General features: G+C 42.6%; 11 protein-coding genes and 1 pseudogene. 3 read left to right on the top strand and 9 right to left on the bottom strand.

The genetic code is table 11. From position 1 onward, the window contains the following. The first annotated feature begins 154 nt into the window (after nt 1–154). The gene (locus HMPREF0083_RS14080; protein WP_021622144.1) at nt 155–1348 is read left to right on the top strand and encodes an MFS transporter; all 1194 of its coding nucleotides are present in this window, start codon (nt 155–157) and stop codon (nt 1346–1348) included. Between the two features lie 79 nt (nt 1349–1427). Next, nucleotides 1428–1802 carry a hypothetical protein gene (locus HMPREF0083_RS14075; RefSeq protein ID WP_021622143.1) on the top strand — a complete coding sequence of 125 codons (375 nt, stop codon included), beginning with the start codon at nt 1428–1430 and terminating at the stop codon, nt 1800–1802. A 91-nt stretch (nt 1803–1893) separates the two neighbouring features. Here HMPREF0083_RS14075 and HMPREF0083_RS14070 read toward each other — a convergent pair whose 3' ends face one another. The 6 genes from HMPREF0083_RS14070 to HMPREF0083_RS14040 form a co-directional block, all read right to left on the bottom strand. Further along, a complete protein-coding gene (locus tag HMPREF0083_RS14070) occupies nt 1894–3303 on the bottom strand; it encodes an APC family permease (RefSeq protein WP_021622142.1) in 1410 nt (469 codons plus the stop codon). 320 nt (nt 3304–3623) lie between these two features. Further along, nucleotides 3624–5018, bottom strand: a complete 1395-nt coding sequence (locus HMPREF0083_RS14065) for an APC family permease (RefSeq protein ID WP_021622141.1) — start codon at nt 5016–5018, stop codon at nt 3624–3626. A 1139-nt stretch (nt 5019–6157) separates the two neighbouring features. Continuing rightward, nucleotides 6158–6976: a formate/nitrite transporter family protein gene (locus tag HMPREF0083_RS14055; RefSeq protein WP_021622139.1), complete on the bottom strand. Its 819-nt coding sequence runs from the start codon at nt 6974–6976 to the stop codon at nt 6158–6160. A gap of 101 nt (nt 6977–7077) precedes the next feature. Then, nucleotides 7078–7551: a helical membrane plugin domain-containing protein gene (locus tag HMPREF0083_RS14050; protein WP_021622138.1), complete on the bottom strand. Its 474-nt coding sequence runs from the start codon at nt 7549–7551 to the stop codon at nt 7078–7080. Beyond that, nucleotides 7552–10506: a formate dehydrogenase subunit alpha gene (gene fdhF, locus HMPREF0083_RS14045; protein ID WP_021622137.1), complete on the bottom strand. Its 2955-nt coding sequence runs from the start codon at nt 10504–10506 to the stop codon at nt 7552–7554. 325 nt (nt 10507–10831) lie between these two features. Then, nucleotides 10832–11206, bottom strand: a complete 375-nt coding sequence (locus tag HMPREF0083_RS14040) for a Na-translocating system protein MpsC family protein (RefSeq protein WP_021622136.1) — start codon at nt 11204–11206, stop codon at nt 10832–10834. Between the two features lie 146 nt (nt 11207–11352). Here HMPREF0083_RS14040 and fdhD point away from each other — a divergent pair, with 146 nt between their 5' ends. Then, complete coding sequence (gene fdhD / locus HMPREF0083_RS14035) at nt 11353–12156, top strand: formate dehydrogenase accessory sulfurtransferase FdhD (RefSeq protein WP_245191344.1); 804 nt, start codon at nt 11353–11355, stop codon at nt 12154–12156. A gap of 82 nt (nt 12157–12238) precedes the next feature. Here the strand turns inward: fdhD and HMPREF0083_RS14030 are convergent, their stop codons facing one another. The 3 genes and pseudogenes from HMPREF0083_RS14030 to HMPREF0083_RS14020 all read right to left on the bottom strand — a co-directional run. Further along, on the bottom strand, nt 12239–13369 hold the full coding sequence (locus tag HMPREF0083_RS14030; protein ID WP_021622134.1) for an NAD(P)/FAD-dependent oxidoreductase: 1131 nt from the start codon (nt 13367–13369) through the stop codon (nt 12239–12241). Nucleotides 13370–13627: 258 nt separating this feature from the next. Beyond that, a pseudogene (locus HMPREF0083_RS14025) lies at nt 13628–13984 on the bottom strand (EcsC family protein); the annotation flags it as partial. A 149-nt stretch (nt 13985–14133) separates the two neighbouring features. After that, on the bottom strand, nt 14134–14582 hold a 449-nt coding region (locus HMPREF0083_RS14020), incomplete at its 5' end, for a GNAT family N-acetyltransferase (RefSeq protein WP_021622131.1).

The following is a 14582-nucleotide window of genomic DNA, read 5'->3' as shown; positions in this document are numbered from 1 at the left end:
AAGTGGGAGACTTCTTTCGGAGGGAAGTTAAAAACAGAAAAAATTTCTGTTTTCTATGCGTTGTGTTCACTGGAAATGTTTGCTTGGACAAAGACAAGTCAGAACGGACAAGCTAATCTTGAAGGATTTACTTTGTTACAAAAGGGGCTTTTTCATGGAACAAACAGGAAAACTTGATGGTCAGGCCAAGCTTCTGCTGCTGATGAATGCACTGTATCTCATCTCCATCGGGCTTTCCAACACCTTCGTCAACGTCTACCTGTGGAAAGTGAAGAGCGACTATGCCATGATCGGATTATTTAACATGTTTAATTTTCTCGCCGTTCCTTTAACATTTTGGATCGGAAGCCATATCGTCAAACGTTGGGACCGGGTGTTAAGCATTCGAATGGGCGTATTCATCATGACGATTTTCTATCTTACGGTATTGTTACTGGGGAAGTCTGCTACGGCTCACATTATTCCGCTCGGCTTGTTGCTCGGTATAGGAGCAGGCTTTTATTGGCTGGGCTATTATGTAATGTATTTTGAAATCACCGGCCCGGAGAACCGGGACATCTTCAATGGAGTAAACGGTCTTCTCATGTCGCTGGCTACTGGAGGTGCTCCTTTTCTATCTGGATGGTTGGTGACACATCATGCCAACGGCTACAGATTCATTTTTTCCCTCTCGCTTATTATTTTCGTGCTGGCAGTTATCGTCAGCTTTTTCATCTCCGGTAGGAAATGTGAGGGAAAACTTGACTTTGGCCGTGTTTGGTCAGATACAAAAAACATCTCAAAATGGCACTATGTAGTTTTTTCTTACTTCTTCTGGGGACTGCGAGAAGGCGTAGTCGTATTTCTTGTTGGTCTGCTGGTGTTCGTCGTATCATCAAATGAGCTAACGGTTGGATTTTATGCACTTTTGACCTCGTTTCTTTCGCTTTTGTCCTATTATGCGGTCGGTAAATGGATTCGTCCTCATAAACGCGCGCGTTTTCTTCTTCTCGGGGCATGTATGCTGGCAGTATCTGTGCTGCCGCTCTTGACTCAGCTTCGGTTCGGCACATTGCTCCTTCTCGGTATCGGAACGGCGTTGTTCTACCCTTTTTTTTCGGTACCGCTCGTCTCTACAAGCTTTGATGTTATTGGAGAAAGCATGGAGAAAGCCAATTTGCGCGTAGAGTACATTGTTATTCGTGAATTCGCCTTCAGCCTGGGACGAATGTTAAGTGCACTCACATTTGTACTGCTTGTAACAAGTACGACCAGCTCGCTGGCGCTTGCTCTCTACTTAATTATATTGAACCTGCTGCTTATGTTCTGCTGGGTATTTATGCGCCATGTCTTTCCAGCACATGCGTAAGTATATCGCATAAACAAAAACAGGCCCGCAAATAATAAGGCAAACAGGCCTTTATGCTGGAAAGAGGAAGCGATAAAATATGGATGAAAAATATATCCTCGCCTATTTCAATACGCCGGAGCAGGCTGAGAATATCCGTCAGCAACTAGCTGCACAAGAAGGCATTGTCGATCTACAAATCGACCGTATCGGATTATATCCCGGGCCGGAACCGGAACATTTCACAAACACCATTACCGGAAAATTCGCGGGCTTAGCATCCATAACGACGGATGCTACACCGGCTCATCCCGATGCCAGAGTGATGATGGCTGCCCATCCGAGCGCTAGTGGTATGAGCGGCAGTTCGGACGATACCATTAGAGGACGGGATATTTTGCTTACAGTTGTAATGCAGCCCAAGCTTTATGACAGCGTACGACAAATGATTCGCTCGGCAGGCGGGCTCGTATAGAATAGGAAAAATTCGCGGGCTGCTTCATTCATCCGTTAAAACAAAAAGAGGGCAGCAGCGCGCCCTCTTTTCCTATAGTTCTAATTGATTTTTAACTTGTTTTTCTTTTTTCCTTGCTTGCTGTTTCGGTATCTTCTTCCGTTTCAATATAAGAAGATTCTTCGGCTTCATCAAAAGCAATATCTACCGGTTTTTGCTTGAACATTTTCGTTAAATACATAAGATAAAGCACACCAAGGGCTGTCCAGATTAATCCAAGCTTAAACGAGACTTCTTCAAGATTAAACCAGAGCAAGCCGACAAACGCTGCACCAATTACTGGCGCAATGACATTTACGATAATTTTCATCGGAGAATTGATCTCCTTTTTCTTGACCGCATAATGAGCAATAACGCACAGATTCACAAAAGTAAAGGCAACAAGACCACCGAAGCTAACAAACGACGTTGCCGTATCCAGCGTAAATAAAATTGCAGAGCAAGTAACAATGCCTACTATAATAACGTTAAACAACGGAGTATGCAAACGCGGATGCACATACCCGAAAATTTTGCGCGGAATGACACCATCGCGGCCCATTACATACAACAAACGGGAAACGCTTGCATGCGAAGCAAGACCTGAGGCAATTGTACCTGCCAAAGCACCAGCAAGGAAAAAAGCTTGAAAAAGCTGACCTGCGACCTTTAGCGCAACTTCTGGAGATGCAGAGCTTGGATCATGGAAATCGTTCACGCTTGGAAACAGTGCTTGTACAAAATAGGAAACCGTTATAAAAAGAACACCGCCGGCTAATGCTGTTAAGAAAATAGCCCGTGGAATCGTTTTTACCGGGTTCGGTGTTTCTTCTGAGTACATTGTTACCGCATCAAACCCAAGAAAAGAAAAGCAAAGAAGCGTTGCACCTGCGATCAGGCCGCTCGTATCCATTCCTGATTTATAGAAAGGTTCAATGGTAAAGATAGTCCCGTAACCAACCCCATTATACAAAGCGCGGGCGGCCAGAACTATAAAAATAACAATAACGAGAAACTGGAAAACCACGAGTAACGTATTTAGATTGGAGGTAGATTTCATCCCCATCGCATTAACAATCGTTACAAAGGCAGCGAATCCTATAACCCACATCCAGCTTGGTACTGAAGGAAACAGGGCAGACATGTAAATTTGTGTTAAGAATGCATTTGTCATTGGGAGAAATACATAAGCAATCAGGGAAGACCAGCCTACCATGAACCCCAGATGAGGATTCAGGGCTTTTTGTGTATACGTATAAGCGGAGCCGGCGCTCGGATAAACACGTACCATTCTTCCATAGCTTAATGCCGTAAATAGCATAGCCGCCAGAGCAATAACGTAAGCAGCCGGTACGTGGCCTCCGGTTTCGCCGGAAACGATTCCTACTGTATCAAATACTACCATCGGGGTCATATACCCGATACCCAGCAATACGATAGCTCCTAATCCTAAAGAGCGTTTTAATGTCGCAGATTGCTGCATCGATCACTCCTCCTTTATGCAAAAACGAAATAAAAACCGACAAATTTCGACGTTGAACAAGACAATATAATTTAATCTGCAATTATAATGCCAAACATTAAAACATTTGCAATCTTTAAATAGGAGGAAGGATACAGACATCTATTTTGCGCGTTGCATGTTTTGCAGAAAACTTTAATAGCAAATCATCTAGTCAAATATAGCGTCTATTTTTATGCGGGTACGCATAATCCATTCATTTTTGTATACGATTACATTACCATAAAAAAAGCCTCCCCTTTTCAGGAAAGACTTGGATATTTTTTGCTCTATTAGATTTATTAAGCCTGTCGTGTTACAGGCGAGGTTTCATCCTCTTCAATATACGCGCTCTCGCTCGCCTCCTCAAAATGAATATCTGTAGGCTGTACCTTGAACATTCTCGTAACATACAGCAAGTATATAACCCCTAAACCTAGCCATATTAATCCCATAGTAAACGAATTCGATTCAAGATTATACCACAGTACAGCAACAAAGGCGGCTCCAATCACAGGAACAATCACATTAGTCACAAGTGAGCTAATCGTTTTATATTCCTTATTCTTTAATGCATAATGTGAAATAACGGACAAATTAACAAATGTAAACGCTATCAATGCTCCGAAGCTGATAAATGATGACGCAATCTCAAGTGTAAAGAAAACGGCTGTCATAGATATAAGGCCTGTGAAAATAACATTAAATAACGGCGTATGTGTACGAGGATGTATATACCCAAAAAGTTTCTTGGGCAAAATATTATCGCGACCCATTACATACAGCAGACGTGATACACTGGCATGTGAAGCCAATCCAGAAGCAATCGTTCCAGCAAGGGCGGCAGCCAGGAAAAACCATTGAAATATCTTCCCGCCTACATATAATGCGATTTCAGGCGATGTGGCATCCGGCTGTTTAAACTGTGAGATATCCGGAAATACCGCTTGTGTAAAATAAGAACCAACCGTAAAAATAACCCCGCCAATAAGGGCAGTAAGAAAAATTGCTCGCGGAATGGTTTTTATCGGATCCGGTGTCTCTTCCGAATATGTAGTGACCGCATCAAATCCAAGGAATGAGAAGCAAAGCACCGTTGCCCCTACAATGATGGCTGACATCTGCATATCTGGAGTATAAAAAGGCTCCAACGGAAACACTTTGCCATAACCCATACCGCCTTGTAATTCCCTGATAGCTAATATAACAAAAATGACTACACAAACAATCTGGTAAATAACAAGCATCGTATTAAAATTAGCGGTTGTATTCGCCCCAAGCGCATTCACAATCGTGATCATGGCGACAAAGCCCACTACCCACACCCATGCAGGCACTTCAGGAAACAGGGCAGACATATAAATTTGTGTTAATAAAGCGTTTACCATCGGAAGCAACAAATAATCGGTTAAAGCTGACCAACCTACCAGAAAGCCTAAATGTGGACTAATTGTCTTCTGTGTATACGTATAAGCTGAACCTGCACTTGGAAATGCCCGAACCATTTTACCGTAACTGAATGCTGTAAAAAGCATAGCCGCTAGGGCTACAATATAGGCAAGTGGGACATGTCCGTTCGCCTCATTGGAAGCGATACCAAACGTATCAAATACAACCATGGGGGTCATATATCCGACACCAAGCATAACGATCGGCCATAATCCCAAAGAACGCTTTAGCCTTGCTGATTTTTGCATTGATCACTCCTCCTTGCATGTGGAAAGATTCGTAAAACTATGACTAATGCATTATATAATCAGCAAATTTTGTGCCATATGTAAAGATTTAAAATATTTTAAATAGATTCGAAACTGTTAACTTGATTTTCGGGGCTTTATTCAGCTTTAAGCAGGAATAAAGTCCGAAAATCTCAGCAGAAAATTATGAAAATCAGCATAATCTATTCAAAAAAGAATAGATTGTAAAGAAAAGGGGCTGACCCCATAGCCATCAAGTTAAGGTTCAAAAACAGAATTTTGTGGACAGCCTCTTTTATGTATTTAATACCTCAACAACCACCCGGCTTAAATACTGATCTTCACAGGCTAATAACATGAGTTTGGCATGTTGACCAGAGTATAGATCAATATTAGTAACTGAACCATCCGGACTAAATACATTAATCGGAAATACGCGAGCGATATGGTGGTCATTAATTGGTGGGACTATTCTAAAGCCATTTTTCATTGTTATTTTTAATCACCTTAAATTTATTAATAAGATAAGAGGGAGGAGACTTCATAACATAGATGTTAAGCCTGAAATATCATATTAAAATATTTTATGGGAATCTAGGTAATACATATAAAAGGAGGAAATATGAGGGCGATATTAGAAGTAACACGTGTTATTATAATTTTGCTCGTTGGGTATGCTATACTTTGGGTTATCGAGAGAAATATTTACACAGTAATCGGTGTAGATGTGGATAGCAATCTTTACTTAGGACTAGCCAGTCTTGCTAATCTATTAATCCTCCTAGTTTTGTACAGGAACAAACTACAATTTTCAGGTTGGTATAAAGGTTATAAGAAGAGTTTGTCTAGGGTAACAACACTGGTATTGATTATAACTTCAGGATTTCTCTTATGTATTATTCCTTTTATAACATGACCTGGTAGAGATTTAATTGAGGACCATGTAAAATTATACCATAATAATTAGTGAGTATCACTAGCGTTGCATTAAATTTAAGGAAATAATTTCAAGTTCTTAGTCGTTAAAAAATCCTTTACACTGGAAAGCACAGGTGGTTCCTGTCCAAATCCAACGTAAAGGACCTAAGCTATGGATAAAAGAGGGTGTCCCATCACTTTTGGAACACCCTCTTTTCTGATTATGCATTTTTTTTCAGTGCTTCATAATTGTGTTGTACTTCTACTTTTCTCTCTTCGCGTAAGTATGTGAACCAATATACAGCTCCGACAAATAGTGCGCCACCGACCGCATTTCCCAGGAAGACCGGTACAAAGTTGCTTAAATATTCCAGCCAGGTTACTTTACCAGCAAAAATAGCTGCCGGAATAACAAACATATTCGCTACTACGTGCTGAAAACCAATAGTAACGAACGCCATAACCGGAAACCAAATTCCTAGAATCTTGCTTGCGATATCGTTTGCACCGAAGGCGAGCCATACTCCAAGACATACGAGCCAATTACAGCCGATACCGGATACGAATGCCTGTAGAAACGTATCATGTAGCTTCGCTTCCGCGATTGCTACAGTCTTAGCCAGGAAAGGTCCAGCTTCCGTTAAGCCAACTACATGGCCAAAGAAGTAGGCAACGAACACGGCTCCAATAAAGTTACCAATTGTAATCCAGAACCAATTACGTACAATTTGTCCTACCGTAACCCGTCGGGCCATCATAGCAATTGGCAGCGTCATCATATTTCCGGTTAACAGTTCTCCTCCAGCCATTATGACAAGTATAAGTCCAAGCGGGAACACAGCTCCGCCAAGAAATGAGCCAAAGCTCCCCCATTCTTTCGGTAAATTTCCAATTGTACGAATATCCAGCAGAAAACCAAGTGCGATAAACGCTCCGGCTAAAAAGCCAAGCACCAGCATGTTTGCCAAAGACATATTTGCCTTCTTCGTACCTATTTCCACGGCAGTTCTTGCAATTTGTTGTGGTGGATGAAATGCCATACTTTTCTCCCCCTACTATCCCTTTATTTTTTCTATAATCAAACACAGAAAACAAAAGGCGGATGCTTTCAAAATCCCGCCTTTTGTTCTGTTTATACACTTTACAGCTTTTGCCCCATTCCTTTGAGAAAGCCAAGCATGACCGTCAGCGCCCGATTAACGTCCGGATCTTTGTAAGCTTTCATCAAGTCCATTACTCCGGTCTTCTTACCTGCCCGCACTTCTTCTGCCGAATGTTGCATACCATTAACAATACCTTCAAATACTTTCTTAATTGTCTCTGGTTCCAGTTCTCCTAGCATACCGACAGCACTCATAACATTGTTAACACCACGTGTCATCGTTGGTTTTGATAGCTGGGAAACACCGATTTCCATTACTTTCTCACGTGATTGAATCAATGCACCGATAACTTCAAGCGCACCGCTCTCATGCAGCAATTGAATCACTTTGAGTGTTTCCTTTAGCGCGTCGCCATTTTTGGCAACAAAGCTCACTAAATCACCCAGCGCCTGTGCCTGTTTTTCGGCCTCCGTCGGCTCATGTTTTCTTATAACAGTTGTCGGTTTGGCCATTTATTTTTCCCCCTGTCCGACAGTTTCAAGCGTAAGATAATCTTTCCGCTGCCATTTACGCTCTACTTCTACACCACGCTGTGGATTTCGCTTTCCGAAGCGTGAGTTAATGCGCGGCAGCGGATTTTCGCCTTCCACTTCAAGCACCTGCATTTTAACTTTAGCTTCTTTGTATGCCGGCGTATGCGTTGTCACGTCAGAATGGCTACTGGTTAATAGATTGACAGCCGAAATCTCGCTGGTCGAGTTCATCGGAACATAAATTTCTTTCCCCTGTACACGATCGGTCACAACGACACGCAATTTTACAGCTCCATACTCGGATTGCAAGCGGACGAGTGAACCGTCCTTGACACCACGCTCTTGTGCCAGCTCCGGTGATATCTCAACGAATGTATCCGGCGCTTTGTGCATAATCCCCTGGGATTTATTAGTCATATTTCCTTCATGGAAATGCTCTAACAGGCGACCGTTATTCAAGAACAAATCATATTCCTCCGGCATTTGTACCGGCGGAATCCAATCAGTCGGCGTTAGGCGTGCCTTTCCATCCGGGAACGGGAAGCTCTCCTTATATAGAAGCGGTGTATCGGTACCGTCCGCCTGTACAGGCCACAGCAAGCTGTTGAACCCTTCCAGACGTTCATATGATACACCTGCAAACAGCGGTGCAAGACTAGCCGATTCTGCCATTATGTCAGCAGGGCTTGCGTAGCTCCAGTTTCCGCCAAGACGGTTCGCCAGCTCAGTAAGGATCTGCCAATCCGGACGGGATTCGCCCAGAGGCTCCAATGCTTGGTACATACGTTGAATGCGACGTTCCGTATTCGTAAACGTACCTTCTTTCTCCAGGCTTGGGCTTGCTGGCAGGATAACATCAGCGAATTGCGCTGTTTTCGTGAAAAACACATCCTGTACCACGAAAAATTCCAGCTTTTCAAGGGTTGACTGAACGTGGTTGGAGTTCGCATCCACCCATGCCATATCCTCACCCATGAGGAACATTGCTTTCATTTCACCTTTGTTAATCGCATTGAGCATGCCTTCATTATCCAATCCCTTTTCAGGAGAAAGGGAGACACCCCACGCCTTTTCATAACGCTTACGTACAGCGTCATCCGTTACTAATTCATAGCCAGGATAAAAATTCGGCAACGTACCGAAATCGCACGCTCCCTGTACGTTGTTATGACCACGAAGCGGGAATGCGCCTGCATTCGGACGTCCAAAGTTACCTGTCACAAGCAGAAGGTTAGCGATTGCAGTACTGGTCTCGCTCGCACCACAGTGCTGTGTAACGCCCATAGCCCAGAAAATGGCTGTTCCATCGGCCTCATGAATCATTTTTGCTGTCTCGATAAGCTGCTCTTGCGGGATGCGCGTCGTTTTCTCTGCGTAATCAAGCGTGTATTTCTCAAGCGATTTTTTGTACTCTTCAAATCCGTTAACACGTTTATTCAGGAAGGCAACATCATGCCAGCCCTGATCGATGATATATTTAGTTACAGCTGATAGCCATACATGGTCTGTTCCCGGCGCAGGACGAAGAAACAGGTCGGAGCGCTCCGCCATTTCATTTTTGCGCAGATCAGCAACAATCAGCTTGCGCCCGTTCAACTTATGCGCACGCTTTAACCGCGTTGCGATAACCGGATGCGCCTCTGCCGGGTTTGCACCGACAATAATACCAAGCCCTGCACCAGCCATATCATAAATCGTACCTGCATCGCCACCGTACCCTACTGTGCGGAATAAGCCTGTTGTCGCAGGGGATTGGCAATAGCGTGAACAGTTATCAATATTATTCGTTCCGATAATGGAGCGTGCCAGCTTCTGAAGCAAATAGTTTTCTTCATTCGTGCACTTGGAGGAAGAGATGAATCCGAACGCATCCGCACCATCACGGTCTTTAATTTCTTTGAATTTACTTACGATGAGGTTCAATGCTTCATCCCACGTTGCTTCATGGAATTCATCGCCTTTACGAATCAATGGCTTCGTCAAGCGATCCTCACTATTAACAAAGTCCCAGCCAAACTTGCCCTTTACACAAGTAGAAATACCATTGACCGGGGCATCTGGAGTCGGCTCAATTTTGAGAACCTTATGCCCTTTTGTCCATACTTCAAACGTACAGCCTACACCACAGAATGTACAAACAGTCTTCGTCTTTTTCGTACGGGTAGCGCGTAGGGTTGCCTCTAACTCGGATATGGCAAAAATACCGCTATAGCCTGGTTCGACTTCTTTTACTAAATCAATCATCGGGTTCAGCAATGCAGGCTTCATGTCCGTCATAATCCCTGCTTCACCCAGCATGGATTTCTCCATCAATGCATTACATGGACAAACGTTCACACAATGCCCACAAGAAACACAGGACGACTCGTTAATTGGTACGTCATTATCCCAGATGACACGCGGACGATCGCGTTCCCAATCGATGGACAACGTTTCATTTACCTGTACATTCTGACAGGCTTCTACACATTGGCCACATAGAATACATTGGTCCGGGTCATACCGATAGAATGGGTGCGACATATCCACTTCATACGGTTTTGGCTGATACGGACGCGATTGATGCTCAATCCCCATCATCTCAACCGTATTATGGATTCGGCAGTTGCCATTATTGTTGTCACACACGGTACAGTACAGCTGATGGTTTTCAAGAATACGATCCATCGCTTCCACCTGGGCGGCCTTTGCTGCCAATGATTCGGTCTCAATATTCATTCCAGGAGCAACCTTTGTTGCGCAGGAACGCACAAGTTCCCCATTAATTTCCACCATGCATGTATCACACGTCTGAATAGTACCCAGATTCGGATGATAGCAAATGTGCGGGATGTCGATATTCTGCTCTTTAATGACATCGACAACGTTCTGTCCCTCATGGACCTGATACTCATTTCCGTTAATACGCACAGACAGCCTTGTTGTTGTACTCATTGTCCTCCCCCTTGTCCGTCAAATTCAATAGACTGGCCCGCTTCTGCTTCTTTATCTACATAAACAAAAAAAATTCCATCACAAAACGGATTCATAGAGGCATTTCGGATAGACTCCGAACTATTTATCTCTATAGCAACCGTTTCATGATGGAATAATCTTCGGCACTCAAGTACCGGCAACCAGTCCGTCACATAAAAAAAGCAGTCGGATAAGAAGCAGGAAGAATGCGTTTTCACCAATCTACTCTACAACTAACCCTATGCATTTTCATGTCATCTAGCATTCTTTTTTTAGAATGTATGTTAACATTATAGACACAAATTCATTCACTGTCTAGACCTAGCGGACGATCAAAAACAAAAACCGTCATCGCAATATCCAGTTCAAACCGAAAATCGACGAATAGTGTAACCATCCTGGCATTCACCAGTTCTTCCAACGGTCTTCCAACAGATAGATCTTCGTAGATTTTCTTAATAAACTCCGTACGGGTCGCATGAATCATTCGCTGCCCTTCCTGTGTCCGGCTCATGAACTTTTCTACGCTCGTCAGGTTTCCCTTCATTTCGCAAATCGCCCAAGGCCCGACAAAGCGGGTAATAATATGAGTAGGACCCTTTCCAACATGTGTTTTTCGGATTTCACGGACAAGATTGCTGAATTCATGAGCGATACGTGCATAATTAGACTTTTCCATACGTATTCTTCCTCCCTGATTTTAGCATTGCATGTTTTGTCATGGAACGCAAGACAGGTAGCCATAATTTTTATTTTGACTTAAACGATAAGAAGCATAAAATAGAGAGAGAAAAAATTTACAAATGGACGGAGGGGAGATCCATCATTCAGCCTATTGTAGATAAACGAACCATTCTGCGTTATCAGGACAACGAAATGCATGAGCAGGAAGATGATGTAGTGAGCGAATTTCCCGTAACGATTTTCCTCGATGAGGAAGAATTCGCAACAGTCGTATGCACGCCCGAATACATCGAAGATCTCGTTATTGGCTTTTTGGCTTCTGAGGGGGTTATCCGTTCTTATGAAGATATCAAAAGCTTACTAGTACAGGAACAGGAGGGCTTTGCACATGTGGAGCTACGCAAGGCTCTTAAGATAAACCAGCAACTTTACTCCAAGCGCTATATTACATCCTGCTGCGGAAAAAGCCGACAAAATTTTTATTTTTACAACGATGCACGAACAGCAAAAGTAATGACAGAAAAAAACGTGATGCTTTCCGCCGAAGACTGCTTCCGTCTGATCCATCTAATGCAGAGCGGATCGGATGTATTCCAGAATACAGGCGGCGTGCACAATGCCGCATTATGTGATCAAAACGGCATTATTCTCTCGCGTATGGATATCGGGCGCCACAATGCATTGGACAAAATTTACGGACATTGTTTGCAACATAATATTTCTATCGAGGATAAAATCATTGCTTTCAGCGGCCGTATTTCTTCGGAAGTACTCCTGAAAGTAGCAAAAATCGGATGTGAAGTCGTACTATCTAAGTCTGCTCCTACTGGACTTGCCCTCGATTTGGCTGAAGAACTTGGCATTACAGCCGTCGGCTTTATTCGCGGCGCATCGCTTAATGTATATACACACCCGGAGCGCATTGAAGAAGCGCCTGTTACTTAAAGATTGCCTTGCAGGGAAAAACGAGCGCAGTATAGGTTCAATCTCTAAAGCGTCCATACGGGCGCTTTTTTGTGCAGCTACTTCAACTTAACTTCCAGCTATAATACCTTTCAAAGGCAAGTTTCATCAAATGGGGAAGGTAACCGTCTACTGCCCATTCGAAATAAGGCTTACCGGTTTTTGAACCCGGGTATCTTATAACAAATAGGCCGCCGTCGGTACCAAGCTCCATCAAATATAACATATCGGCATGATATTCCTCTTGCTGCGAATTTCCTTTTATGCGATTCAAAATATTCCCAGCCGCAATTTTTCCTTGTATCTCGGCTGCTCTTCCGGATTTATATTTTTTCATCGCATTGGCATCCCCCACAACATAAATATTTTCCCACTGAGTGGATTGAAGCGTTTTATTTGTTGGAAGCAAGCCATTCTCATGAGCAAGATCCGGTGAAGAGAAGATGAAATCTGCTCCCCTATAAGGAGGTAAAATCAAGGAAAAGGAATAAGGAAAAGATATGCCATTGCTTAACTGCAGGCATCCTGGCTGTACCTGTGCAATCGATACATCACAGTAATAAGAAATCTGTTTTTCTTTCATATGATTTTCCAAAATCAAGGAACCTCTTTTTCCTTGATGGTTAAGTAATTCTTTTTCATATGTAAAAAAAGTAATGGGGCACCGGATATTTCGTTTATGCAAAAAAGTGTGTAATTCGAACAAAAATTCGTAAGCCGGTCCCTGGGCAGGATTTTGTTGCGCAACACCAATAATGATTGGCTGGCCTGACTGTATTTTCTCTACCTGTATTTTTGTTTGCAACGCAGCGTGCGTGTCGTAAACAGATGCTGTATTCCCTTTTAATCCTTCGATTTTTTCCCAGTCAGGAACGGCACCTGCAGCAATAATTAAGTAATCGTATACGAGCTGGGTCCCATCTTGACACAGTACCTTTCTTTCCTTCGGTAAAATTGATGCGACTTTTTTTTGTATAAACCGAATCCCTACTTTCTCCGCTATCTTATTGATCGGAAAAGATATTTCCTCAACTTGTCTGTTATTAAAAGGAACCCAGATCAGAGAAGGACGGAATACAAAGCGAGATGTATCACTAACTAGAACAATCTCACACAAAGATGATTGAGTTTTTTTCCCCAGTAACAGAGCGGCGTTTAATCCGCCAAAGCCTCCGCCTAAAATAACGATTCTCATTGATTATGCCTCCGTATCCGCTTTTATTATGTAGTATGTAGATAAATACTGTATTCCATTAAAAGCGTCGAGGAAAATTTACGGGTTAATTTTGCACTCCATGTTTTCTGAAATGAAAAGTAACTTACACCTCTCAAAATGAACGTTGTCCTGCACACAAAAAAGCATGATCCTTTCGCTAAAATGAAGGAAAGGATCATGCTTTTTTTGTTTTAGACTATCTGAATTTTGTTGCCTGATGAGCAACGGTATCAAAATTTATACTTCCATTGATTTGAATAAGCGAAGGCGGTATGCATTCATCGTAACCTCCCCCAGATGTTCAAGTAGATTATAGTTGGCATAAGCCCCGACTACAGCACCGATACCAGGTAATAATTGGAGCATTTTCACAAAATCGATATAGTCTCTGTATTCTTGTTGAAAAGTACGCCAATCAAGTTCCTTTAATTCATGCTTGCGCGCTTCCCAATGCTCAATAATATCAAGTGTACGCTGACGGTGTTCATCACTGGAGAATGCTAATTGAAAAACTTGAAGGATAAACAATCTTTCTTCATATTGTGTAACATCATATCCGTATATACCTGCCGTTTCAAACAGGAACTTCATCTGTTTTAAACTTTACTTGCTGTTCATACGCGTTCATATGTTTTCCTCTTTTTACAATGTACTCGTCCAAGGGTGCTGATTAGAAGCCGGGAATGATTTTGGCTCCGTCCTGAGGCGGAATTCCCGTTCAGATTCCATTTATTTCAAAAAAATTAATTATTAGACATCAAATAAAACTCTTTGCTTAAACCGCTGCTTTCCCAAAAATTTTGTGCCAGCTTATTATCCAAATCAACGAAAACATAAACAAAGGAAGCATCTTTATATTGAAACCAGTGATTTAATTTTTCAACAATAGCTTGTGCGGTTTTCTGTCTTCGATACTCTGGCAATACGTACAATTCATCAATTTGTCCGTAATATGCTTGTGACACCAGGTCTTTTTTCAACGATGCCAAACCATAGCCAACCAGCTTGGAGGTTCCATCAACCGCCACGCAAACCATTCCAAACTCGGATTGAAAATATTCCTTGAGCTGATTTTGAATGGCTGCTTTATCTTCATCCGATAACTCACATTCTGCCGTTTCTATACAATTCTCATTCCATAACCCTAATATTTCAGGATTGACTTCTCCCACCCCTAAAGGGGCAAGCTCTA

The sequence above is a fragment of the Aneurinibacillus aneurinilyticus ATCC 12856 genome (genome assembly GCF_000466385.1).
GTDB classification, from domain to species: domain Bacteria; phylum Bacillota; class Bacilli; order Aneurinibacillales; family Aneurinibacillaceae; genus Aneurinibacillus; species Aneurinibacillus aneurinilyticus.
This window is presented reverse-complemented; position numbering and strand designations above follow the sequence as displayed.

Bases quoted from the DNA above. Each gene is read 5' to 3' on its own strand.
- HMPREF0083_RS14080 (WP_021622144.1), top strand. From the start codon at position 155: ATGGAACAAACAGGAAAACTTGATGGTCAGGCCAAGCTTCTGCTGCTG.
- HMPREF0083_RS14075 (WP_021622143.1), top strand. From the start codon at position 1,428: ATGGATGAAAAATATATCCTCGCCTATTTCAATACGCCGGAGCAGGCT.
- HMPREF0083_RS14070 (WP_021622142.1), bottom strand. From the start codon at position 3,303: ATGCAGCAATCTGCGACATTAAAACGCTCTTTAGGATTAGGAGCTATC.
- HMPREF0083_RS14065 (WP_021622141.1), bottom strand. From the start codon at position 5,018: ATGCAAAAATCAGCAAGGCTAAAGCGTTCTTTGGGATTATGGCCGATC.
- HMPREF0083_RS14055 (WP_021622139.1), bottom strand. From the start codon at position 6,976: ATGGCATTTCATCCACCACAACAAATTGCAAGAACTGCCGTGGAAATA.
- HMPREF0083_RS14050 (WP_021622138.1), bottom strand. From the start codon at position 7,551: ATGGCCAAACCGACAACTGTTATAAGAAAACATGAGCCGACGGAGGCC.
- fdhF (WP_021622137.1), bottom strand. From the start codon at position 10,506: ATGAGTACAACAACAAGGCTGTCTGTGCGTATTAACGGAAATGAGTAT.
- HMPREF0083_RS14040 (WP_021622136.1), bottom strand. From the start codon at position 11,206: ATGGAAAAGTCTAATTATGCACGTATCGCTCATGAATTCAGCAATCTT.
- HMPREF0083_RS14030 (WP_021622134.1), bottom strand. From the start codon at position 13,369: ATGAGAATCGTTATTTTAGGCGGAGGCTTTGGCGGATTAAACGCCGCT.